The following is a 24158-nucleotide window of genomic DNA, read 5'->3' on the forward strand; positions in this document are numbered from 1 at the left end:
TTGATTTTATATCGTTTATTCTTATATTGCGAACCAAATTTTGAGTTTAAATTTTAGTTATGAAAGGTAAATATTTCGTTAGAACAGCATTTCTTATTAGTGCAACTTTGGTTATGATAGGTTGTAATAACTCTAGAAACTATCAAAAAAACTCTAGGGCTACTGGTTGGGATGTGACAGGTAAAGATGGAGGAATTGAATACAAAACAGACTACAATGAGCAAGAGCCTGCTCCTGGTCTAGTTTTAGTAGAAGGAGGCACGTTTACCATGGGTAGAGTGCAAGATGATCCTATGAAAGATTGGAATAACACGCCAACACAACAGCATGTTCAAACTTTTTATATGGACGAAACTGAGGTAACTAACTTCATGTATTCTGAATACTTAGATTACTTGAAGAGTACTTATCCTCCAACAGAATCTAATTATAGAAATATATATTATGGGGCATTGCCTGATACCCTAGTATGGAGAAATCCGTTAGGATTTAACGAAAACATGACTAATAATTACTTACGCCATCCTTCTTACGGAAACTATCCTGTAGTTGGTGTAAATTGGGTGCAAGCAGTTGAATTTAGTAAATGGAGAACAGACCGTGTAAATGAAGCCGTACTCAGAGACCAAGGTTTTACCTCCAAAGATGCTTATTTGCAAGCCGATGCTTCTAATAGCTTTAGTACAGATACTTACTTAAATGCGCCTACAAAAACTTATGGAGGAAACGAGGATATGTTGCGTGGGGGTAGAAAGTCTGACAAAAAAGGAAGAGAAGGTCAAGATGGTGAAATGAGTGAAATTTATGTGCAAAGTAAAGATGGAGTTCTTTACCCAGATTATAGACTACCTACAGAAGCCGAATGGGAATTTGCAGCCCTTGGCGAAACTTCACTTAGAGATTACAATTCCTACAGAGGTAGAAAGAAATATCCATGGGATGGAAAATATACACGTTCAGAAAAAAGAAAAACAATAGGTGACCAAAAAGCGAACTTTAAACAGGGTTCTGGAGATTACGGTGGAATTCCTGGATGGAGTGATGATGGTGCAGATATCACCGCTCCTATAATGTCTTATGAACCAAACGATTATGGTTTGTATGATATGGCTGGGAATGTAGCTGAATGGGTAGCCGATGTTTACAGACCTCGAGTTGATAATGAATTTAACGACTTTAATTACTTTAGAGGAAACGTTTATACAAGAAATGTAATTAATGAAGATGGAACGATTAAAGTTCTTGCCCCTGATGAGGTTGTTTACGATACCTTACCTAATTCAAAAATAGTTGCTATCAACCTTCCTGGTCAAATTGAAAAAGAGGAAATTGGAGAGGAAGAAACATTTATGAGAACTCAATTCGATAAATCTTACAACAAAAACTTTAGAGATGGTGATAAAGCTTCATCTTTATACTATAACGAAAGAGGTGATTTATCTGCTGATCAAAGAATGTACAATGCTCCATTAAATAAAATGACTACAAATGAGGATGGCGAATTGGTGAGAATGAAAGATGAGTCTAATAATAGAACAACCCTTATCGATGATAAAGTTCGTGTGATTAAAGGAGGATCCTGGAGAGATAGAGCATACTGGTTAGACCCAGCACAAAGAAGATATTATCCACAGCACATGGCTACCGATTATATTGGATTTAGAAATGCGATGTCTAAAGTTGGTTCTAAAACAAATCAAAAAGGCAGATCTAGAAACTAGCATATAATATTTACTTTTAATACTAAGGCCCTTTTATCAAAGGGCTTTTTTTAATTTAACTCAAAATGAATATTAAAGAAATTCATCAACTCTTTTTAAACACTTCAGGGGTGTGTACAGATACACGCAAAATTCAAAAAAATCAAATCTACTTTGCACTTAAAGGTGATCATTTTGATGGAAATAAGTTTGTGAATGAAGCCTTCAAAAAAGGGGCTAGTTATGCTATAGTTGATGATTATTCATTACGAAATCAACCAAATTGTGTTTTTGTGGAAAACACCTTAGATACGTTACAATCCTTGGCTAATTTCCATAGAAATTACCTCTCTATTCCTATAATTGGTATCACAGGAAGTAATGGTAAAACCACCACCAAAAAGTTAGTTAACTCCTTACTTAGTAAAAAATTTAAGACTCAGGCCACGCAAGGCAATTTGAATAATCATATTGGTGTACCATTAACTTTGCTTAGTTTTCATTCGCAAACTGAATATGGTATAGTTGAAATGGGGGCTAATCACCAAAAGGAAATAGATTTTTTATGTAGTATAGCAACTCCCGATTACGGTTTGATTACTAACTTTGGTAAAGCACACTTAGAAGGTTTTGGTGGAGTGGAAGGGGTTATTAAAGGAAAAAGTGAACTTTATCAGTATTTGAGTAAAAAAAACAATGGTATTGCGTTTATCAATAAGGATGATGCAAAACAGGTTGAGCTTACTAAGCAGATCAAAACAATTAGCGTAGGAAGAACCGCTGCAGCCGATTATCAATTTGAACTGCATCAGAGCTTTCCTTTTATCAAATTTAGTTTTAAAGACACAACTCTTACAGTTTCACTTTCTGGCGAATACAACTTTCAAAACGTAATTAATGCAGTAGGCATTGCAATTTATTTTGGCGTAGAAATCGACTTAATAAAAAGAGCACTAAAAGAATTTGAACCCGAAGAAAATCGCTCTCAATTCATTCAGAAAAAATCTCATAAAATTCTTCTCGATGCATACAATGCTAATCCTTCAAGCATGGAGGCTTCAATTAAAAATTTTAGTCAGCATCAAAATGAGAAAAGTTTAATTTTAGGCGATATGTTTGAAATTGGTAAAGATGCTGAAAAAGAGCATTTCAATATATATAAACTCTGCCAACAAGAAGGTTTTAACCAGGCTTATTTTTGTGGAAGACTGTTTTACAGAGCTTTAGAGAATGAGATTTTACCAAAAGGATATCAAGTTTTTGAGACTTATGAAGCATTAGCTGCTTCAATTCAGAAAAGCTTCTCAGAAAATCAGTTTATCTTGATTAAGGGCTCCAGGGGGATGCAACTTGAACGAATTTTAGCTGTACTTTAATTATAAATGCAAGAAAAAGTATCTTTTAAGGAAATCAATAAAATTGCTGTACCTGCTATTATTGCTGGCATTGCAGAGCCACTGATTTCGTTAACCGATGTTGGTATTGTAGGTAATTTGAACGAAAATTCTGTAGAAGCACTTGCTGCTGTTGGAATAGTAGGTTCATTCTTGTCGGCCATCATTTGGATTATCGCACAAACCAAAACGGCTATTTCTGCTACGGTTTCACAAAAACTAGGCAATCAAAGAATACATTCTATCAAAACCTTAGTCCCACAGGTTATTTTTTTCAATTTACTTTTAAGTTTTTTTATTTACCTTATTACAGCATTACTAGCTCCTTATATTTTTAAGGCCTATAATGCCGATGGATTAATATTAGAATACAGTACAAACTACTACCGAATAAGAGCTTTAGGTTATCCACTTACACTAACTACTTTTGCCATTTTTGGTGTTTTTAGAGGTTTGCAAAATACACTTTGGGCCATGAAAGCAAGTTTAACCGGAGCTATTTTAAATGTTGTTTTGAGTTTTATTTTGGTTTATGGTATAGAAGGTGTTGTGCCTGCACTTCACATTGAAGGCGCAGCTATTGCTAGTGTTATAGCTCAATTAGTGATGCTGCTAATTGCGCTTCATTTTTACTTTACTAAAACTCCTTTTGGCTTAAGGCTGCGTAGAAAAATTAACCCGGCTATGAAAAATCTACTCTTAATGAGTCTTAATCTTTTTGTGCGCACCTTATCGTTAAATGTAGCTATTTATCTGGCCAATACCTACGCTACAGGTTACGGCGATAAATACATTGCCACTCAAAGTATTTTGATGAATATTTGGTTATTTTTCTCCTTTTTTATTGATGGATATGCCAATGCTGGTAATGCTATTGGCGGAAAATTGCTGGGCGAAAAAGCTTACCTGAAATTATGGAACTTATCTAAAGACATAAGTAAATATGCTGTAATTATTGCGTTAGCTCTAGGTGGTTTATGTTTCCTTTTTTACGAAGACATAGGTCTTGTTTTTACAAAAGATGAGGCTGTTTTAGCCTTGTTTAAAAGCATTTTTTGGGTAGTGATTCTTATGCAACCAATCAATGCTATTGCCTTTATGTTTGATGGTGTTTTTAAAGGTTTAGGCGAAGCAAAATATCTACGAAACTTACTTCTTGTAGCTACTTTTGCTGGTTTTACTCCCACCTTATTAATTTTAGACTATTTTGGTTTTAAGCTTTATGCTATTTGGATTGCTTTTGTTGTTTGGATGCTCATTCGCTCAATCACTTTAGTTATTAAGTTTAAGTCGAAGTATGTGAAGCAAGCAAAGGCTTCAATAAATGCTTAGCGAGGTTTCTCTTTTTTCTGGCGCTTCTGAGGTTACAATTGTTACTATTGTTGTTGATATGGTTTCTAAAGTTCCTTTTAATTCTATAATTATGAGGATTTCTCCCTTATTTCTCACCGCTCTTAACCAATTACCCCAAAACCGATAACTTGCACTTTAATTAAATCATTCAAAAAACTAACATCTATTAACATGCTCTTGTTTTTAAATACAATATTTTAGTGCTATGGAAAATAAGTATTTTAAAACCGGTATTAAATTTAGTAAACACCAGCCAAAACCAAGATCAATTTTTAATCAATTATTAGAAATTTTTAAAGAATTGATTACTCATACTTCTGGAGATGTTGATGAGGCAATTGATTGGTTAAAAGCCCTGGATCAAGAATATCAGCTTACCACACCAGAATATACCCTAGAGGATTTTATTGAAGACTTAAAGAAAAAGGGGTATTTACGTGAAGAAATACAAACACCTGGCGGAAGTGGACTAAAAATTACAGATAAAACTGAACAAGCCATAAGAAAAAAAGCGTTGGAGCAAATTTTTGGGAAACTTAAAAAGAGCAAAGAAGGAAATCATAAAACAAAGCACAAAGGAGCAAGCGAAGACCCTACTGGTAACCTTAGAGCCTATCAGTTCGGTGATTCAATGAGCAAAATCTCCCTGACTGAAAGCTTGAAAAATGCACAAGTTAACCAAGGGATTGATAATTTTGAATTAAGAGAAGATGATTTAGTAGTTCAGGAATCAACCGCTAAAGCCCAAATGAGTACAGTGCTTATGATTGATATAAGTCACAGTATGATTCTCTATGGCGAAGACCGAATCACACCTGCCAAGAAAGTAGCTATGGCACTGGTAGAGTTAATTAAAACACGTTACCCAAAAGACAGCATAGATGTTGTGGTTTTTGGAAATGACGCTTGGCCTATAAAAATTAAAGATTTACCTTACTTGCAAGTTGGACCATACCATACCAATACCGTAGCTGGCTTACAGTTAGCCATGAATATTTTACGAAGAAAAAGAAACGCCAATAAACAAATTTTCATGATTACCGATGGAAAGCCAAGTTGTTTACACATGGCAGACGGAACTTACTATAAGAATAGTGTTGGATTGGATGATATGATTACCGAAAAATGCTATAATATGGCTGCGCAAGCCAGAAAATTGAATGTTCCAATAACTACCTTTATGATTGCTTCAGATCCTTATTTAAGGCAATTTGTACAAAATTTTACAGCTTCCAATAAAGGAAAAGCCTTTTACTCCGGCTTAGACCAATTAGGCGAAATGATTTTTGAAGATTACGAAAAAAATAGAAGAAGAAGAACTAAATAAAAAATAACAATGAATCAACCCAAAATACAAACTTTAGGCGAATTAAAACAAGCAAATTACACCTACCAAAGTGTAAAAGACGAGTTGAGAAAAAATCTAATTCAAAATATAAAAGATAATCGCAGTAGCTTTGAAGGAATAATAGGCTTTGAAGATACTGTAATTCCGCAAATAGAACGTGCCATTTTATCGCAACATAACATTAATTTGTTAGGACTAAGAGGGCAAGCAAAAACTAGAATTGCACGGGCAATGCTTGATCTTTTGGATGAATGGATTCCTGTGGTAAAAGGCTCCTCTATAAATGATGACCCGTTTCAGCCTGTTTCTAATTTTGCTAAAAAAATAATCCAAGAGAAAGGTGACGAAACACCGGTGGAATGGCTTCATAAATCAGATCGATTTGCCGAAAAATTAGCTACTCCAGATGTAAGTGTGGCCGATTTAATTGGAGATATTGACCCTATAAAAGCAGCTAATTTGAAGTTGAGTTATTCTGATGAACGCGTGATTCATTACGGAATGATACCAAGGGCCAATCGCTGTATTTTTGTTATTAACGAATTGCCCGATTTACAAGCTCGTATTCAAGTGGCTTTGTTCAATATTTTGCAAGAAGGAGATATCCAAATTAGAGGTTTTAATCTCAGGTTGCCTTTAGATTTACAATTTGTATTTACGGCCAATCCAGAAGATTACACCAACCGAGGAAGCATTGTAACTCCCTTAAAAGATAGAATTGGTTCTCAAATTCTTACCCATTATCCAGAAACTATCGAAATTGCAAAGCAAATTACTTCGCAAGAAGCTAAAGCAATTGAAGAGCGCAACCAACACATTATAATTCCAGAAGTAGCTAAAGATTTACTTGAGCAGATTAGTTTTGAGGCAAGAAAAAGTGAATATGTTGATGTAAAAAGCGGGGTAAGTGCGCGATTAAGTATCTCTGCCCTTGAAAATTTAATGAGTACCGCAGAGCGAAGAAGTCTGCTTAACCAAGATCAATCAACAAGTATAAGGCTAATGGACTTTAATGGAATTATTCCCGCCATTACAGGAAAAATTGAATTACTTTATGAAGGTGAACAGGCAGGTGCCGACCAAGTTGCTGAAATACTTTTAGAAAAGGCAATGCAATCTGTTTTCAAAAAGCACTTTCCAGAAATTAAAAAGCTTGAAAAAGAAGGCGAAAAAAATGAATATTCAGACATCATGCAATGGTTTGCTGAAGGAAATGATATTGAATTACTAGACAATGCCTCTAATGATGAGTATGAGCTATCCCTAAAATCTTCTGAAGCGTTGAATCAATTCATTAAAAAACACCTTTCAGTAGCAAATGAAAACTTTTTTAAAGAACTAGTTTTGTGGAACTTGTGTATCTTTCAGAAGTTAGATAAAAACAAAATCACCAATGGTTATCAGTTTAAAGATATGCTAAGTGATTACCTCAAAAACTTGTAATTATGCAAAGTGAACTACCTAAGCCAGGACAACCTAGAGACACCCCTGAAAGTATAGTAGAATTTTTTATAGATAATTGGTTTTTTGTGTTGGCGGCAGCAATTGTTATTTTAATAGTGTTGATTTATTCCAAAGTCTTGAGAGATAGAAAAAAATGATAAAATTAACGCCGTAAATGAATGTTCTTATTGAATGAAATAGAGTAAGCAGTTTTAAACAGCAGTCTCTTTTACTTTTTTCTTCGCAATTATAGCTATTACGTCTTAAAAAACTTCGTATCTCACTATTTAAAATAGTTTTGACAAAGTGAGAATAAGCGAACTCAGGTTTATAATAAAATTAAAAATTAATAGTAAAAGCTTATTTAGATTTGTCCGAAAAAAGATGAGTAAAGAACAAAATTTATTGCAATCATTTAATTTAAAAGGTTTAGCCTTAAAAAATCGAGTGATTATGGCACCAATGACTAGAAGTAGAGCGGACAATGAAGCTAAAAAACCTATGGACATGCATGCTACTTATTATCGTCAAAGAGCTTCAGCAGGATTAATTATTGCAGAAGGTTCGCAAGTTTCTCCTAGAGGCGTTGGTTATGTAAATACCCCTGGAATTCATTCAAATGAACAAGTAGAAGCTTGGAAAAAAGTTACCAAAGCGGTGCACGAAGAAGGTGGTAAAATTTTTCTACAGCTATGGCATGTGGGAAGAATGTCACACCCCGATTTTCATAACGGAGAAAAACCATTAGCTCCAAGCGCTATTAATCCTAATGCTCAATCTTATACGCCTGATGGATTTAAAGATACTGTTACACCAAAAGAAATGACCCGTGAGGAAATTAAGTTGACCATTCAAGAATTTAAAACAGCAGCTAAAAATGCCATGGATGCTGGTTTTGATGGGGTTGAAATTCATTCTTCTAACGGTTATTTAATTCATCAATTCTTTAATAATTCTTCCAATCAAAGAACCGATGATTACGGAGGGAGTATGGAAAACAAAGCAAAATTCTTTTTTCAAATTATAGATGCTGTTAAGGTTTTTGTGCCTGAAAATCGAATAGGTGTACGATTAAACCCATCACTTCACGGAATTTTTGGAATGCAAGCTGATGAAGAAACCATCCCTACTTTTGAATACATCGTCAACCGGTTAAACGACTATAATCTAGCTTATCTTCACCTTTCAGAACCTTTTAATGAGGTAAATGAATACGATTTTCTAGTCACAAACATTGCTCAACATTTTAGGCCAATTTATAAAGGTATTTTAATGATTAACGCTGGTTTTAGCCAAGAAAGTGGAAATCGAGTAATTGAAGAAGGTCATGCTGATTTAGTAGCTTTTGGTAAGCTTTTTATTTCGAATCCAGATTTACCCATTCGCTTTGAAAAAAACGCACCCCTAGCTGATTGGGATGAGGATACTTTTTATGTGCCAGGAGAAAAAGGCTATATAGATTACCCAACATTAGAGGAAGAAACAGTTTAAAATGTTCAACGATTTTATTTAATAGCTTTGAAGCATTTATGTTTCAAAGCTTTGTTTATGAATTTGCTTAGTCGATAAACAATTTTTAAAAAAAACAACCACTTCCATCTATAATATGTACTTTTGCAGGAGTTTTGAAGAAAAAAGAAATGAGTAAAAACCCAAGTAAAAGATACGCACAGAGAGGAGTTTCAGCACAAAAAGAAGATGTTCATAAGGCTATTAAAAATGTTGATAAAGGACTCTTTCCAAAAGCTTTTTGTAAAATTATTCCAGATTATCTCACTAATGATGAGGAAGCCTGTTTAATCATGCATGCCGACGGCGCCGGAACAAAATCTTCCTTAGCCTACATGTATTGGAAAGAAACAGGAGATCTCTCTGTTTGGAAAGGAATTGCTCAAGATGCGCTCATCATGAATATTGATGATTTGCTATGTGTTGGTGCAACCAATCAAATACTTGTTTCTTCTACTATTGGAAGAAATAAAAATTTGATTCCAGGAGAAGTAATTGCACAGCTCATTAATGGAACAGAAGAAATCTTAGGCGATCTAAGACAACACGGAATAAACATTCATTCTACAGGAGGCGAAACCGCTGATGTTGGTGACTTAGTTAGAACAATAATCGTTGACTCTACGGTTACCGCAAGAATGAAGCGAAAAGAGGTAATCAACAATGCCAATATAAAAGCAGGAAATGTTATTGTTGGTTTGTCATCTTCAGGGCAAGCTACTTATGAAAGTGAATACAATGGCGGTATGGGAAGTAATGGCTTAACTTCAGCAAGACACGATGTGTTATGTAAAAAACTCGCCGAAAAATACTCAGAGAGTTTTGATCCTAAAGTCCCAGAAGAATTGGTTTATTCGGGGACAAAAAACCTAACCGATTCAACTTCAACAAGCCTTGATGTAGGGAAATTGATTTTATCACCCACGCGAACTTATGCGCCCATTGTTAAGCAAATACTTGAAAAAGTAGGCGCTAAAAACATTAATGGAATGGTACATTGTAGTGGAGGCGCACAAACTAAAATTCTTCATTTTGTAGATCAGTTTCACATAGTTAAAGACAATTTGTTTCCAACACCACCTCTTTTTGAAATGATACAAAAGGAAAGCAATACCGATTGGAAGGAAATGTACCAAGTCTTTAATATGGGGCATCGAATGGAACTTTATATAGAAGAAGCTTTTGCAGAACAAATTATTCAAATTTCTAAACAATTTAATGTTGATGCACAGGTTGTTGGGCATGTGGAAGCAAGTGAAAAGAAAAAGCTTACAATTAAATCGCAATACGGTACGTTTGAATACTAAATAAATTAATGACGCGTTTACTCCTAATTTTATTTCTTGCATTTTATTCTGTTCAAATTCTTGGGCAAAGGCATCCTATGTTTTTTGAAGAAGAACGCCCACTAAATGTTTTCTTGAAAACACCAAAAGTTACCCAATTAGTAAAAGATTATAAAGATATTAAATTTAGTGAAGTTAAAAAGTATCATTTTATTGCAATACTTCAACCAAAAACATGGTGGAGGCATTCCAATCGCTTTTCATTTGATTTTAGTCAGTTGTCTTTAACCAACTGGAATGCTGGTGGACAAAGCTCCATTAACGGTTTGGCAGATGTTAGGATAAAAAGAGTCTTTAATAAAGGCTTAATTCGTTGGAACAACGAGTTTATAGGAAGATTTGGTCTAAATAGGCAACAAGGTCAGGGATTAAGAAAAACCGATGACCATTTAGAACTTGTTTCTACTTTTGGTTATAAGTTTAGCAATGATTCTAATTGGTATTATACAGTGAGGTCAAGCTTTCAATCACAATTTTCAGATAGCTATAATTACCCGAACCGAGATAACAGCATTTCTCATTTTATGGCACCGGGTTACTTTTTTCTTGGTGCAGGTGCAGAATACAAAGTAGATAAAAATGATTTACTCTTTTACGTCTCTCCGTTAACCCAAAAAACAACTTTTGTACTTAACCAAAGACTTGCTAACGATGGAGCTTTTGGTATGAGAGAAGCACAGAGAGACCTCAATGGAAACCTTATATCTAAGGGACAAAGAATGAGAGGTGAAACAGGTATTTTATTAAAAAACGAATACCGAAGAAAAATTACAGAAGATATTGAAGCTTTTAGCCGCCTTAGTTTATTTACCGATTATTTTAGAAAATTTGGAAATATTGATGTAGATTGGGAATTAATGATCGATTTCAGAGTTAATGAATTTATTAAAGCTAGAATAGGTTCACATATAAGATATGATGACGACATTAAAGTGCAACGCAAGAATGAAGTAGGGGAGTTAGTTGATGATGGACCAAGAATTCAATGGAAACAACAATTAGGAATAGGTGTTCTAATTGAAATCTAATTTCATTACTGTTTTCGTTAATTAAATGTTAGCTGCAACTAATCAAATGTCTATAATTCAAATTGATTATATTACTTCCTTTTAATTTCATTCGTTCACAAGACTTTTAAGATTAGGATGATTATGTGCTGAAAATCTTGTAAATTTGCTTTTTTTATAAAAAATTTATGTTAGACAAGTTAAACATCGTTAAGCAGCGATTTGATGAGGTGAGTGATTTAATTATTCAGCCCGATATTATTAGTGATCAAAAAAAATATATTCCACTTTCTAAAGAATATAAAGATTTAAAACAGCTCATGAATAAGCGTGAAGAATACATCGCGCTTTCCAATAACCTTGAAGAAGCTGAAGAAATTATTAAAGATGGAAGCGATGCTGAAATGCTTGAAATGGCAAAAATGCAGATGGATGAAGCTAAAGAACGCATTCCAGAGTTAGAAGAAGAAATTAGGTTTATGCTTATCCCTAAAGACCCCGAAGATGCAAAAAATGCAGTAGTTGAAGTTAGAGCAGGTACAGGAGGAGATGAGGCTAGTATTTTTGCCGGTGATATTTTTAGAATGTTAACTAAATACTGTGATTCTAAAGGTTGGAGCGTAAGTACCGTAGATTATTCGGAAGGAACTAATGGAGGCTTTAAGGAAATTCAATTTGAAGTTAACGGTGAAGATGTGTACGGTACGCTTAAATATGAGGCTGGCGTACATCGAGTGCAACGAGTTCCTCAAACTGAAACTCAAGGAAGAGTTCATACTAGTGCAGCTACGGTAATGGTTTTTCCAGAAGCCGAAGAATTTGATGTAGAAATAGACCCTAAAGAGGTTAGAATTGATTACTTCTGTTCCTCTGGTCCAGGTGGGCAATCTGTAAATACCACTTATTCTGCCGTAAGACTTACTCACGAGCCTACAGGAATTGTGGCTCAGTGTCAAGACCAAAAATCGCAACACAAGAATAAAGAAAAAGCCTTTAAAGTACTCCGCTCACGAATTTACGAAATGGAATTAGCTAAAAAACAAGCTGAAGATGCTGAAAAACGTGGAAACATGGTGACTAGCGGAGACCGAAGTGCAAAAATTAGAACTTACAATTATCCACAAGGACGAGTTACAGACCACCGTATTAATTTAACTTTGTATGATTTAGATAACATAATTAGTGGTGATATTCAAAAGATTATTGACGAATTAAAACTTGTTGATAATACAGAAAAGTTAAAACAAGTATCTGATTCTCTATAATCAATAATCCATGGATATTGAAAAACTAATTGAAGAAATCAAAAAAAAGAAGTCTTTTTTGTGTGTGGGACTAGATGTAGATTTAGAAAAAATACCTCCGCATCTAAAAGAACTGGAAGACCCAATTTTTGAATTTAATAAGGCTATTATTGAAGCTACTCATTCTTATGCAGTAGCTTATAAACCTAATACCGCTTTTTATGAAGCTTATGGAATACAGGGGTGGAAGTCTTTAGAACGAACCATCCGTTACCTGAATACAAATTATCCAGAAATTTTTACCATTGCTGATGCTAAACGCGGAGACATAGGAAATACTTCTACTAGGTATGCTAAAGCTTTTTTAGAAGCCATGAATTTTGACTCTATTACTGTAGCGCCTTATATGGGAAAAGATTCTGTAGAGCCTTTCCTTGCTTTTGAGAACAAACATACCATACTTTTAGCTTTAACTTCAAATCAAGGTGCAAACGATTTTCAACTTCAAGAAACTCAACAAAATCAACTTTTTGAACAGGTTATAGCTACTTCGCAAAAGTGGAAAAATGCAGAGCGACTTATGTATGTAGTAGGAGCAACAAAAGCAGCTCACTTCAAAAAAATACGGGCCATTGCACCACATCATTTTTTACTTGTTCCTGGCGTTGGTGCACAGGGGGGAAGCCTCAAAGAAGTTTGTCGCTTTGGATTAACTGAAGACATAGGATTGCTAATCAATTCTTCAAGAGGAATTATATATGCCTCTAAAGAAAAAGATTTTGCTGAAAAGGCTGCTTTAAAAGCTCAGGAATTACAACAAGAGATGGCTATTTATTTAAATTAACTTAAAAACGTATTTTCAATTAAATTACTTAATATTCATAAATTAAAACCGAATTATCTTCTCCTTTTACAAGTATATTTAGCTTTTGTTTAGAATCTCTAATCAAATCTATTGCTGAAGTACCAAACACGGGAAAACTAGGCATCAAATGGCCATGTTCATTAAATAAATACACTTTATTTGCTTGTTGATCCGTTATACTTATGAAAGTATCTTCACCTATTTCAAAAATTTGCGGCTGCGTATAAATTCCGTAATCTAGTTTTTTTGAAACTTCATTGATGTGCAATTGATTGTCAGAGATAACGGCTAGTATTTTATCTTTTGCTGCTAGTTTATGCCCTGTTTCAAATTTAGGCTCACTTACTTTTACTTCGCCATTTTCTTTTATTTGAATAAGTTCTCCGTTGTTTGATGTAGAGGTAAAGCAATCATCATATAAAAACCATTCTTGGTTAGAAAACTCTACCTCTGTTGAAAATTTAACCCGTTGTTTTCCTGTTCGGTCTAAAATATGAAGTTGGTTGTTTTTCTCTTTTACTAAGATGTAATCCTTTCTTCCAATTCTAAAATGTTTTGGAGGTGAAGCTATGTCACTTTTTGTAGGTGTAAATTTAAACCCGCTAATGTTTTTATTGTTTCTATCTTTGAGTTTTAGCTTGTTTTCAAAGCTTGTAAAAAAGCGATACTTTCCTAAATTATCGTAATCAAAAACCGCTGTTTCTAGGCTAGCACCTTCTTTCCATTTATACGGAAAAGGGCTTACCTCATTTCCTTTTCTGTCTAATAAATACAATGCAGATGGAGTGCTTGCCAGAATTTGTATGCGCGTGTTTTTGTAAATATCAATTTCTTTGATAGGCCCTAAAAGTCTCTCGCCTAAATTCTTCTTCCATAAAATTTCTCCATCAGCATCTAAAAGTTGCAAGTTGTTATTTTCATCCTGAAAAATTATTTCTTTATTACTGGTGCGCCAATTGGTGAAATATTTTGGAGGAGTCACTATTGGGTTTTTACTCTTAATTCTTTTCTTTAAATAAACTTTTTGCTGTTCAGATGTTTCATTTGCTTGTTGCATTTCAAAGTTAAAATAGGCAAAGTTTTCTTTCATATTAACTTGAAATACGCCTACTTCAAAAGCTTCAAAACTTAAACTTTGGTATAACTTTTTAGCATTTGGTTTCATTAATTTTGACAAATGCGAGGTTAAATTTTTATTCAGACTTATAAAAATTGCATTTTGTTTTTCGCTAACCGCATTTATTGTTTTTTTGTAGGCGGCTTCGTAACCAAGACTATTTTGGTTTTGATAACTAATTATTATATTTTCAATGAGATTAATGTCTTCAGTAACAATAAAATACTCACCTAATTGCGTAAAGTATTTAGCATTGGCAAAAGCAATTAACGGACTGTAAACGGAGAAAATATCATTTTTAATTTCAAGTCCGTAAATTTTTTGATCTCTAAAGTTTTTAAAAACTCCTTCTGTGTTATTTAAGTATTCAAAACTCTTAGATGGTTTTGCCGATTGAAAAAATAAAGCATCTTTGTTTTTCCAATGAATTTTACCTACCTCAACAAACTCATTTAGCGCACTAATTTTTTCTTCCTGATAAGGAAGGCGAAGTCTTTTTTTATTTTCAGTGAATTTATCTAACTTGTTTATGCTGTATGATTCAACCCCTATAGCATTCATAGGCACAAACTTGGCGAATGAAGTTTCTATAGCGTCCTGATTGTTTAGTAAATGAATTTTATGTTGGTCTTCAGCAGTAAATGGATACACTCCACTTAATCTTATTTGTTCTTTGCTAAATTTTAAATCGAAAGCAGACCACCCAAATAAGTTCTTGAAAATAGGAAATTGCTTTGGATGAAACCCTAATGAGGTTAAAGAAACCAGCTGGTCTGAGTTAAAAAATAAAGAAGGAGAAGATTCGTTGATGGTTTTTCTTAAGTTAGTAAAGTCAATTTTTTGTTCTATTCCATAGGTGTAATTTCGAATACAATTCTCTATAATTAGTTTAGATTCACTGAGAATATTTAAGTTGTTCAATTGTGTAAAATAGAGTTCATCTTTGTCTTTTAGTTGATAAATTTTCTTCTGTTCGTAAGTAACAGAATCACTTATATTTTCCGGTTTAACAGTAAACTTAGCGGCAGCCTTGTTCTCAATAAAAGTTAAAAAAAAGTTTTTATTACCTATTTGAGAAAAGCTAAGGAGACCGCTAGAATGGGGAATATAACTAACCAGTTTATGCGTTCTCTCAAATAATTTATGTTCCTTAAAAATAAGATTTTCAAGTAGTGGGTTTTCCTTTGCAAAATCTTCAAAGTTTGAAAAATCTTTAGCTTCAATAATTAAACTGGTATTTTCAGGAACATAATCAAAGCTATTTTGAAGTTGCTCTTCAGAAACATCTTTACAGGCTAAAAGTGTCAAAAAAATGAAGTTGAATAAAATTATTTTTCGAATTAGCATGTTTGTTTTTTTTGCAAATTTAATTGATGTTCAGTAAAGTTATAGCCATTCTGCTATAAATTTAAAGAAAGTTGAGAGGGTAAAAGTTGGAAGCTTTTTCTGTGATAAGGGGTGACACCAAATTCTTTAATAGCTGCTCGGTGAGCTTTGGTAGGGTAGCCTTTATTTTTGTTCCACTGATAAGCTGGAAATTCTTGATGAATTTTCTCCATAAACTCATCTCTTGCTGTTTTTGCTAAAATAGAAGCAGCAGCAATGTTTAAGTATTTGCTATCACCTTTAATAATGCACTGATGTGGTAGGTCTTTAAAAGGCTTAAACTTATTTCCATCAACAGCAATAAACTCTGGGCTGGGTGTAAGCTGTGCAATACTTCTTTGCATGGCTAGAATAGATGCTTGTAAAATATTAATTTCATCAATTTCTTTCCAGCTTACATGGCAAATGGCATGCGCTTTAGCCTCGTTCAAGATGATTTCTTTAAGCTCGTTTCTTTTCTTTGCACTTAGTTTTTTAGAATCATCTAACCATTTATTTTTAAACTGCTTAGGTAAAATAACTGCAGCAGCGGTTACAGGTCCGGCTAAACAACCACGTCCGGCTTCGTCTGTACCACATTCAGTTAGTTTATTTTGATAACTCAGTTGAAGCATAATGTTCCAATTTTGGGTAAAGTTACTAAAGGTGTTTTAATTATTTACATTTAAAAAATACATTTAAATTGTTGATTAATGAAAAAATTAAAAATAAGACTGTAACAATTTATTAAGAACCACTACTAACTAGTCAAAACTTGATTAATGGTAGCTAAATTTTTACATTTAGAGTGGAAGCAGTTTACCCGCTCATCGTATTTTGCTAAAAGCTTAGGAATAAAAATTTTAATGATTTTTTTGTTTCTCTATTTTGCCGCAATCGCTGTAATTTTAGGAGGAAGTTTTTTCTACATTGTCAAAAAATCAATGCCCGAACAGGAACCTATGCTCTTCTTGAGTTCTTATCTTATATTTTGGGTTTTAGCCGATTTAGCCATTCGTTTTTTCTGGCAGCAATTACCCGTAATGAATATCAAACCCCTTATGGTGCTCCCTATTAAGAAAAGTAAGGTAGTTCATTACCTCCTAGGAAAGAGTGTTTTTTCTTTTTTTAACCTCTATCCAATTTTGTTTTTTGTGCCTTTGGCTGGAGTTTTAATTTTTAACAATTACAGCATTTTTGATGTTCTAATTTGGTTGTTAAGTATCGTTTTTATTAGTCTGTCACTTAATTTTATTAATTTTCTCATCAATAAAAACAACACTTATTTTTATAGCCTAATTGCTTTCATTGCATTAAGTATTGCTGCCAACCATTTTCAATTAATTAATTTTGAAACCATATCCTCACGTTTATTTTATCCGCTTTTTTCTCAACAATGGACTTTAGCTATTCCAATTTTACTTCTTGTTGCAGTCTATATGTTAAATTACAATTTTGTCTTTAAACAGTTTAGTTTAGATGGAGTAGTTAGCAAAAAATCTGAAGCGGTAGAAACTAGCGAGCTTAATTTTCTGGATAAGTTTGGAGCAGTTGCTCCCTTTTTAAAGAATGATATTCGTATGATTTGGCGAAATGTTCGTCCTAAACAGGTTTTGCTTACGGCTGTTTTTTTTCTGTTCTATGGTTTGTTTTTCTTTACACAAGACACCTTCGCTGATAAAGAGTGGGTAACTGTGTTTGCTGGTATATTTGTAACTGGAGGTTTCTTAATTACATTTGGTGCCTACGTGCCCTCTTGGGATAGCGAATACTACAAGTTGATGATGAGCCAAAATATTCCTTACAAACAATACTTAGAATCGAAATGGTTGCTTATTTGTTTAGGCTGTGTAATAGCCAGTATTTTAAGCATACCTTATATATATTTTGGAATTAAAATCTATGCTATTATTCTAGCAGGTGGGGTTTTTAATATAGGTTTAAATTCCTTTATCACACTTTACGGTGGAGCTTTAAATCGAATTCCAATTCAATTAAACGTAAAAGCAAAAGCTTTTGAAAATACACAAGGTTTTAATTTAACTCAGTTTTTAATTGGACTTCCAAAGATGCTTTTTCCTATTCTAGTCTTTTTTATTCCTTACTACTTTTTAGGATTCAAAGCAGGACTAATTGGTCTTGCAGGAACTGGAGTCTTAGGGATTTTATTTAAACAACAACTCATGCAATTTATAGAGAAAACTTATCAAAAGGGAAAATACAAAACCATTGCTGCTTTCTCTGAAAAACAATAAAAAACAAGAATTATGATTACCATTGAAAACCTAACAAAAGCTTATAAGGACGTTCAAGTTTTACACATCCCCCAGTTAACTATACCTAAAGGTCAAAGCTTTGGTTTAGTTGGCAACAACGGTGCAGGAAAAACTACTTTATTCTCATTACTTTTAGATTTAATAGAACCTACTACAGGAGGAATTTCTAACAACAATGTAGCCGTTCACGCTAGCGAAGATTGGAAACCTTGGACTTCTGCTTTTATTGACGAATCTTTTTTAATTGGTTACCTCACTGCTGAAGAATATTTTTATTTTATAGGTGATTTAAGAGGAGTTTCTAAAAAAGAAGTAGATGAATTTCTTTTGCCATTTGAAGAGTTTTTTCATGGTGAAATTTTAAATCAGAAGAAATATTTACGGGATTTATCTAAAGGAAATCAGAAAAAAGCAGGCATAGTAGCTGCTTTAATAGGAAAACCAGAAGTGATTATTTTAGATGAACCCTTTGCTAATCTCGATCCAACCACCCAAATTAAGCTTAAAAAACTTTTGAAGCAGCTTAGCGAAGAAGAACAAGTTACTATTTTAATTTCAAGCCACGATTTAATGCATGTCACTGAGGTTTGTGAGCGTATTGTAGCTATTGAAAAAGGCGAAATACAAAAAGACCTTCAGAAAAACGAAGCAACCTTAAAAGAATTAGAAGCCTTTTTTGAGCGATAAAAAAAAATAAGTATAAATCAATAGCAATTGAAGCATTGAATTAGAATTATTTAGAGGCTAAACGTTTTAAGGCGGCCCATTGTTTCAAGGCAAACCTGCCCTCAACAGCGGGATAACCAAGAACGGTCTTACCTGGTTCTATGTTTTTAGTAACTCCAGACCCAGCGCCAACGGTGGCCTTATCTCCAATTGTAACATGGTCTTTAATGGAAGCACTACCTCCAATAACTACGCCATTTCCTAAGGTTACAGAACCTGCTAATCCACTATTACCAGCCATAATGCAAAACATTCCTAATTTGCAATTATGACCAATTTGTACCAGGTTGTCTATTTTACAACCATCTCCAATTATTGTTGATGAAAATTTTGCACGGTCAACGCACGAGTTTGCCCCAATTTCAACAAAATTTCCAATCACCACATTACCTATCTGTGGAACTTTTACTAAGCCTTTTTGTGGATGCGGTTCAAAACCAAAACCGTCTGCTCCAATACTTGCATTAGGATGAATAATACAATGCGAACCAATAATAGTACGTTCACGAATTACTGCTCCCGACCAAATTTGAGTTAAACTACCTACATGACTGTGGTCTAAAATACTTACATTTGGATAAACAATAACACCGTCTTCTAGTTTTACTTCTTCACCAACATAAACGCCTGCTCCTATTTTAACGCCCTTTCCAAGGCTTGCTGTTTCATGAACAACGGCTGTTGGATGAATGTCTGTATTGAATGAGGCTAGTGGAGGAGCAAAAATATGTAAGGCTTCAATCATACCAAAATTAGCGTTTTCTACCTTAATAAAAGCTTTGTTTTCTCCAGGTTTCAGATTTGTATCAGCATTTACAATTGCTGCACTTGCTGAAGATGTAGCCCATTCCTTTTCAAATTTCTTTCCATTAATAAATGTTAGTTGTCCTTCTTTGGCTTCATTTAATTGGCCTAAAGAATCAATTTCAATATCTTTATTGCCAATGATTTCACCATTTAATAAGTTAGCTAGCTTAGTGATGTTTATTTTTTTCATTGTTTTGAGTTTTGTTCATTGTAGCAAGATTGCAAAACTTATTTGTTTTCACAAGTATTCGCTTTAAAACTTAAAATCCGAAAAAAAATTAATCAAATTTAGCTAATTTAAAGCTTAATATTCAGAGGTAAAATGAAACTTTATGCTAGGGTATTTTTGTTGAGTCATTTGTAATGAAAAAACAGAATCTGCTAAAAATACCATTTGGTTTTGTTTATCTCTAGCTAAGTATTTTGATTTCACACGTTTAAATTCTTTAAATTCGTCGTTTTTTTCGTCTTCGGGTTCAATCCAACAAGCTTTATGAACATTGATATTTTCATAAGAACATTTAGCTCCATATTCATGTTCTAATCGGTATTGAATTACCTCGTATTGCAAAGCGCCTACAGTACCAATAATTTTTCTTCCATTTAGGTCTAGGGTAAAAAGTTGGGCTACTCCTTCATCCATTAATTGAGAAATTCCTTTATTAAGCTGCTTAGACTTCATTGGGTCGGCGTTGTTGATATACCTAAAATGTTCTGGAGAGAAATTAGGAATGCCTCGATAGTTTAATTCTTCGCCTTGTGTTAAGGTGTCTCCAATTTTAAAGTTCCCTGTATCGTGTAAACCAACTATGTCGCCCGGAAACATTTCATCTACAATTTGTTTTTTTTCAGCAAAAAAAGCATTTGGACTAGAGAATTTTAGTTTTTTTCCATGTCTAACATGCAAATAAGGTTTGTTTCTTTCAAATTTACCTGATACAATTTTCACAAAAGCTAAACGGTCTCTGTGTTTTGGGTCCATATTGGCATGAATCTTAAATACAAAACCTGTAAATTCATCTTCAGTTGGTTTAACTTCTCTGCTGTCGCTCATTTTAGGGAGTGGAGAAGGAGCAATTTCCACAAAACAATCTAATAATTCTCTTACACCAAAATTATTTAAAGCAGAACCAAAGAAAACGGGCTGTAAATCTCCCTTTACGTAATCTTCTCTGTTAAACTCAGGATAGACGCCATCGGTTAATTCTAATTCTTCGCGTAGGGTTTCAGCTGCACTTTCGCCTATAAGTTGGTCTAAATCAGGGTTTTTTAAATCAGATATTTCAATAGTTTCTTCAATATCTTTTCTTGGGTCGCCTGTAAAAAGGTTTACATTTTTTTCCCACGTATTGTAGATGCCTTTAAAATCGTACCCCATTCCAATAGGGAAACTCAGCGGAGTAACGTGCAAGTTAAGTTTTTGTTCTATTTCATCAAGTAATTCAAAGGCGTCTTTACCTTCACGGTCTAGTTTGTTAATGAAAACAATCATAGGTATCTTCCGCATTCTACAAACTTCAACTAATTTTTCGGTTTGTTCCTCAACTCCTTTAGCCACGTCAATCACAACAATTACACTGTCAACTGCTGTAAGTGTTCTAAAGGTATCTTCAGCAAAATCCTTGTGTCCTGGGGTGTCTAAAATATTGATTTTAATGTTTTTGTATTCAAAACCTAAAACCGAAGTAGCTACAGAAATTCCACGTTGACGCTCAATCTCCATAAAATCGCTAGTAGCTCCTTTTTTTATTTTGTTGTTTTTAACAGCGCCAGCTTCTTGAATTGCTCCTCCAAATAAAAGTAGTTTTTCTGTTAGCGTTGTTTTTCCTGCATCGGGGTGAGAAATAATGCCAAAGGTTCTTCTGCGGTTGATTTCTTGATTCAATTTCATGGCGGCAAAGGTAGTATTTAAGATTCGATTTTAAAATTTTTTTAATCCGATAAATAGTCTTGAATTTAATTATACAACGGATTTTTAGCAGAGTGATTGATTAGTCTCATTTTCTCTTTTGCTTCAGTTTTAATAAAACTTGAAAGATGGTTAAACCTTAATTTAATTCAAATCAACGATATAATTGGGTAGGTTACAGACAAAAAAATCTCAAAATAAACATTGGTTTATTTTGAGATTTTTTAATAAACTTATAAAATTTATGCTTGTTCAATGAATTCCTCAGCTTCTTGAAGGCTTTTGGTAATTTGTTTCTTCATTTCTTGCGCTTCTTTGTGATGTTTTTTAATTAATTCAAGTTTTTGTTTAATTTCTTCTTCATCTTCAGTAGAAATTCCTTGATTAATTTCTTCACGGGTAAAATCGCCACCAAAACCTTTCATCCAACTCATCATCATTTCATGACCGGTTTTAAGTTCTTCCATAATAGGCTCAACTTCTTCTTTGTTTTCTTGGTTACTCAGCTCCTTAAGTTTTTCTAGAGATTCATTAATTGTACCCATTTTAGGCATTACTTCATCATGAGCTGCAACGCTTTCTTTCATTAGTTTGTTAAATTCGTTTTGCAAATTTTTAGTTTCAGCATCAGAATTTGTTACCTCTTCTGTGCGTTCTTGTTTATCTTTTTTAGGTTCTTCTTGGCAAGATTGAAAACCAAAGTTTAAGACTAATAATAGAGCAAATGCAATTGTTTTTTTCATTGTTTTAAGTTTTAAATTACTTCACAAACTTACGTTTTTTTTATGAATTTTCAAGTTGAAGTTACTCGTCTGTAAACCGAAGTAGATAAATTAACTACCTATTCATTAAATATCTTTTGCAGCAAACCAAAAATCTATGCTTTAATAGAATCTAATGTGTATTTTTGCAGTAGAAATTTATCATCATGCAAGAAGAGAAAAAATCACTCAATTTTATTGAGCAAATAATAGAAGAAGATTTAAAAGCAAATTATAAAGAAGAAGAACTGAAATTTCGATTTCCGCCAGAACCTAATGGATACCTGCATATAGGTCATGCTTCCTCCATTTGTTTAAATTTTGGTCTGGGACTAAAATATAATGCCCCTGTTAATTTAAGGTTTGACGATACTAACCCCATTAAAGAAGAGAGCCGGTATGTAGAAGCTATTAAGAAGGACGTTAAGTGGCTTGGTTTTAAGTGGGCAGAAGAGTGCTATGCTTCAGATTATTTTCAACAACTTTATGATTGGGCGGTTGAAATGATTAAAAACGGAGATTCCTATGTAGATAGTCAAGATTCTGAAACTATTGCTCAACAAAAAGGAACTCCTAATCAGCCAGGCAAGGAAAGCCCTTTTAGAAACCGAAGTACAGAAGAAAACTTAGCTCTTTTTGAAGCCATGAAAAATGGTGAAACCAAAGAAAAAGAACACGTGCTAAGAGCTAAAATTGATATGACTTCTTCCAATATGTTAATGCGCGACCCGGTAATGTATCGATGTTTACATAAAGCTCATCACCGCACCAATAATGATTGGAGTATATATCCTATGTACGATTGGGCGCATGGTGAATCCGATTTTATTGAACAGATTTCTCATTCTTTTTGTACGCTTGAATTTTTACCTCACCGCGAATTGTACAACTGGTTTATATCAAAAGTTTGTAAAGAAGGAGAATTTCCGCCAAAGCAAAGAGAATTTGCACGAAGAAATTTGAGCCATACAGTAGTGAGTAAAAGAAAATTACTGAAATTAGTAGAAGAAGGTATAGTAGAATCTTGGGATGACCCTAGAATGCCTACTATTTCTGGTTTGAGAAGACGTGGTTACACTCCTACTTCTATTCGAAATTTTGCCGATTCAATTGGTATTGGTAAACGTGAAAATAGAATAGATGTAGCTCACTTAGAATTCTGTGCTAGGGAAGATTTAAACAAAACGGCACCTAGAGTAATGGGCGTTTTAGACGCTTTAAAAGTGGTCATTACAAATTATCCAAAAGGAGAAGAAGAATGGTTAACTGCAGAAAATAATCCAGAAGATGAAAATGGAGGAAATCGTGAAGTTCCTTTTTCTAGAGAAATTTATATCGAGAAAGAAGACTTTAGAGAAGAAGCTAATCGAAAGTTTTTCCGATTGAAACTAGGGAAGGAAGTACGATTAAAAAATGCTTACATCATTAAAGCAGAAAAAGTGGTGAAAGACGAAGCTGGAAATATACTAGAAGTACATTGTACTTACGATAAAGAGAGTAAAAGTGGTAGCGGTACAGAAGCTTCAAAACGAAAAGTAAAAGGAACGCTTCATTGGGTTTCTGTTAAGCATGCAAAACAAGTAGAGGTCCGTCTTTACGATCGTTTATTCATGGTAGAAAATCCAGATGGCGATAAAGAAAAAGATTTTATGAGTTTTGTTAACCCAGATTCACTTCAGGTTATCCAAGCTTTTGTTGAGCCTAGTCTTGCTTCTGCTTTGCCGGGTGAAAATTTTCAGTTTCAGCGTAAGGGCTACTTTTGTGTTGATCCAGATAGTACCCCAGAAAAACAAGTATTTAATCGAACCGTTACTTTGAGAGATACTTGGAAAGGTTAATCAATGAAGCTAAATAGCAATTAAATTTTCAATGCATAAAAAACATTGAAGGTTTATTCATATCAAACTTATGAGCCAATAGCAATATTAAAGCTAAGGTTCATAATAATTTGATATATTTACGTTTTTAAATTATTAAGAATTATCAGT

General features: G+C 33.7%; 19 protein-coding genes. 14 read left to right on the plus strand and 5 right to left on the minus strand.

The features are described 5' to 3' along the window. Positions 1–59: 59 nt before the first annotated feature. From gldJ to pyrF, 11 genes are all read left to right on the plus strand, one after another. The gene (gldJ, locus tag G7034_RS03795; RefSeq protein WP_166399638.1) at positions 60–1721 is read left to right on the plus strand and encodes a gliding motility lipoprotein GldJ; all 1662 of its coding nucleotides are present in this window, start codon (positions 60–62) and stop codon (positions 1719–1721) included. 65 nt (positions 1722–1786) lie between these two features. Further along, entirely contained in the window at positions 1787–3076 is a 1290-nt protein-coding gene (locus G7034_RS03800) for a UDP-N-acetylmuramoyl-tripeptide--D-alanyl-D-alanine ligase (protein WP_166399639.1), read from the plus strand. 6 nt (positions 3077–3082) lie between these two features. Continuing rightward, a complete protein-coding gene (locus tag G7034_RS03805) occupies positions 3083–4426 on the plus strand; it encodes an MATE family efflux transporter (protein ID WP_166399640.1) in 1344 nt (447 codons plus the stop codon). Between the two features lie 226 nt (positions 4427–4652). Next, complete coding sequence (locus G7034_RS03810) at positions 4653–5774, plus strand: vWA domain-containing protein (protein ID WP_166399641.1); 1122 nt, start codon at positions 4653–4655, stop codon at positions 5772–5774. 9 nt (positions 5775–5783) lie between these two features. Continuing rightward, entirely contained in the window at positions 5784–7238 is a 1455-nt protein-coding gene (locus G7034_RS03815; protein ID WP_166399642.1) for a magnesium chelatase, read from the plus strand. A 2-nt stretch (positions 7239–7240) separates the two neighbouring features. After that, positions 7241–7396, plus strand: a complete 156-nt coding sequence (locus G7034_RS03820; RefSeq protein WP_166399643.1) for a hypothetical protein — start codon at positions 7241–7243, stop codon at positions 7394–7396. Between the two features lie 226 nt (positions 7397–7622). Further along, positions 7623–8729, plus strand: a complete 1107-nt coding sequence (locus G7034_RS03825) for an alkene reductase (protein WP_166399644.1) — start codon at positions 7623–7625, stop codon at positions 8727–8729. A gap of 149 nt (positions 8730–8878) precedes the next feature. After that, positions 8879–10054 carry an AIR synthase related protein gene (locus G7034_RS03830; RefSeq protein ID WP_166399645.1) on the plus strand — a complete coding sequence of 392 codons (1176 nt, stop codon included), beginning with the start codon at positions 8879–8881 and terminating at the stop codon, positions 10052–10054. A gap of 8 nt (positions 10055–10062) precedes the next feature. Beyond that, positions 10063–11121 (plus strand): DUF3078 domain-containing protein, encoded by a 1059-nt coding sequence (locus G7034_RS03835; RefSeq protein WP_166399646.1) that lies wholly within the window; start codon positions 10063–10065, stop codon positions 11119–11121. 167 nt (positions 11122–11288) lie between these two features. Beyond that, entirely contained in the window at positions 11289–12365 is a 1077-nt protein-coding gene (gene prfA / locus G7034_RS03840) for a peptide chain release factor 1 (RefSeq protein ID WP_166399647.1), read from the plus strand. Between the two features lie 10 nt (positions 12366–12375). Beyond that, entirely contained in the window at positions 12376–13188 is an 813-nt protein-coding gene (gene pyrF / locus G7034_RS03845; protein ID WP_166399648.1) for an orotidine-5'-phosphate decarboxylase, read from the plus strand. Between the two features lie 28 nt (positions 13189–13216). Here pyrF and G7034_RS03850 read toward each other — a convergent pair whose 3' ends face one another. Then, positions 13217–15634: a hypothetical protein gene (locus tag G7034_RS03850; RefSeq protein WP_223177602.1), complete on the minus strand. Its 2418-nt coding sequence runs from the start codon at positions 15632–15634 to the stop codon at positions 13217–13219. A 92-nt stretch (positions 15635–15726) separates the two neighbouring features. Beyond that, positions 15727–16326 (minus strand): ribonuclease HII, encoded by a 600-nt coding sequence (locus G7034_RS03855; RefSeq protein WP_166399650.1) that lies wholly within the window; start codon positions 16324–16326, stop codon positions 15727–15729. 147 nt (positions 16327–16473) lie between these two features. On the opposite strand from G7034_RS03855, the gene G7034_RS03860 reads away from it, so the two are divergent. Further along, entirely contained in the window at positions 16474–17946 is a 1473-nt protein-coding gene (locus G7034_RS03860; protein WP_166399651.1) for a DUF5687 family protein, read from the plus strand. 12 nt (positions 17947–17958) lie between these two features. Continuing rightward, a complete protein-coding gene (locus G7034_RS03865; protein WP_166399652.1) occupies positions 17959–18654 on the plus strand; it encodes an ATP-binding cassette domain-containing protein in 696 nt (231 codons plus the stop codon). Between the two features lie 46 nt (positions 18655–18700). Here G7034_RS03865 and lpxD read toward each other — a convergent pair whose 3' ends face one another. The 3 genes from lpxD to G7034_RS03880 all read right to left on the minus strand — a co-directional run bounded on the left by lpxD (position 18701) and on the right by G7034_RS03880 (position 22152). Then, positions 18701–19690 carry a UDP-3-O-(3-hydroxymyristoyl)glucosamine N-acyltransferase gene (lpxD, locus tag G7034_RS03870; RefSeq protein WP_166399653.1) on the minus strand — a complete coding sequence of 330 codons (990 nt, stop codon included), beginning with the start codon at positions 19688–19690 and terminating at the stop codon, positions 18701–18703. A 114-nt stretch (positions 19691–19804) separates the two neighbouring features. Further along, positions 19805–21391, minus strand: a complete 1587-nt coding sequence (locus G7034_RS03875; RefSeq protein WP_166399654.1) for a peptide chain release factor 3 — start codon at positions 21389–21391, stop codon at positions 19805–19807. A gap of 260 nt (positions 21392–21651) precedes the next feature. Continuing rightward, a complete protein-coding gene (locus G7034_RS03880; protein ID WP_166399655.1) occupies positions 21652–22152 on the minus strand; it encodes a hypothetical protein in 501 nt (166 codons plus the stop codon). 185 nt (positions 22153–22337) lie between these two features. On the opposite strand from G7034_RS03880, the gene G7034_RS03885 reads away from it, so the two are divergent. Continuing rightward, the gene (locus G7034_RS03885) at positions 22338–24008 is read left to right on the plus strand and encodes a glutamine--tRNA ligase/YqeY domain fusion protein (protein WP_166399656.1); all 1671 of its coding nucleotides are present in this window, start codon (positions 22338–22340) and stop codon (positions 24006–24008) included. Positions 24009–24158 lie beyond the last annotated feature (150 nt).

The organism is Psychroflexus maritimus (assembly GCF_011089875.1).
Classification (GTDB): Bacteria; Bacteroidota; Bacteroidia; order Flavobacteriales; family Flavobacteriaceae; genus Psychroflexus; species Psychroflexus maritimus.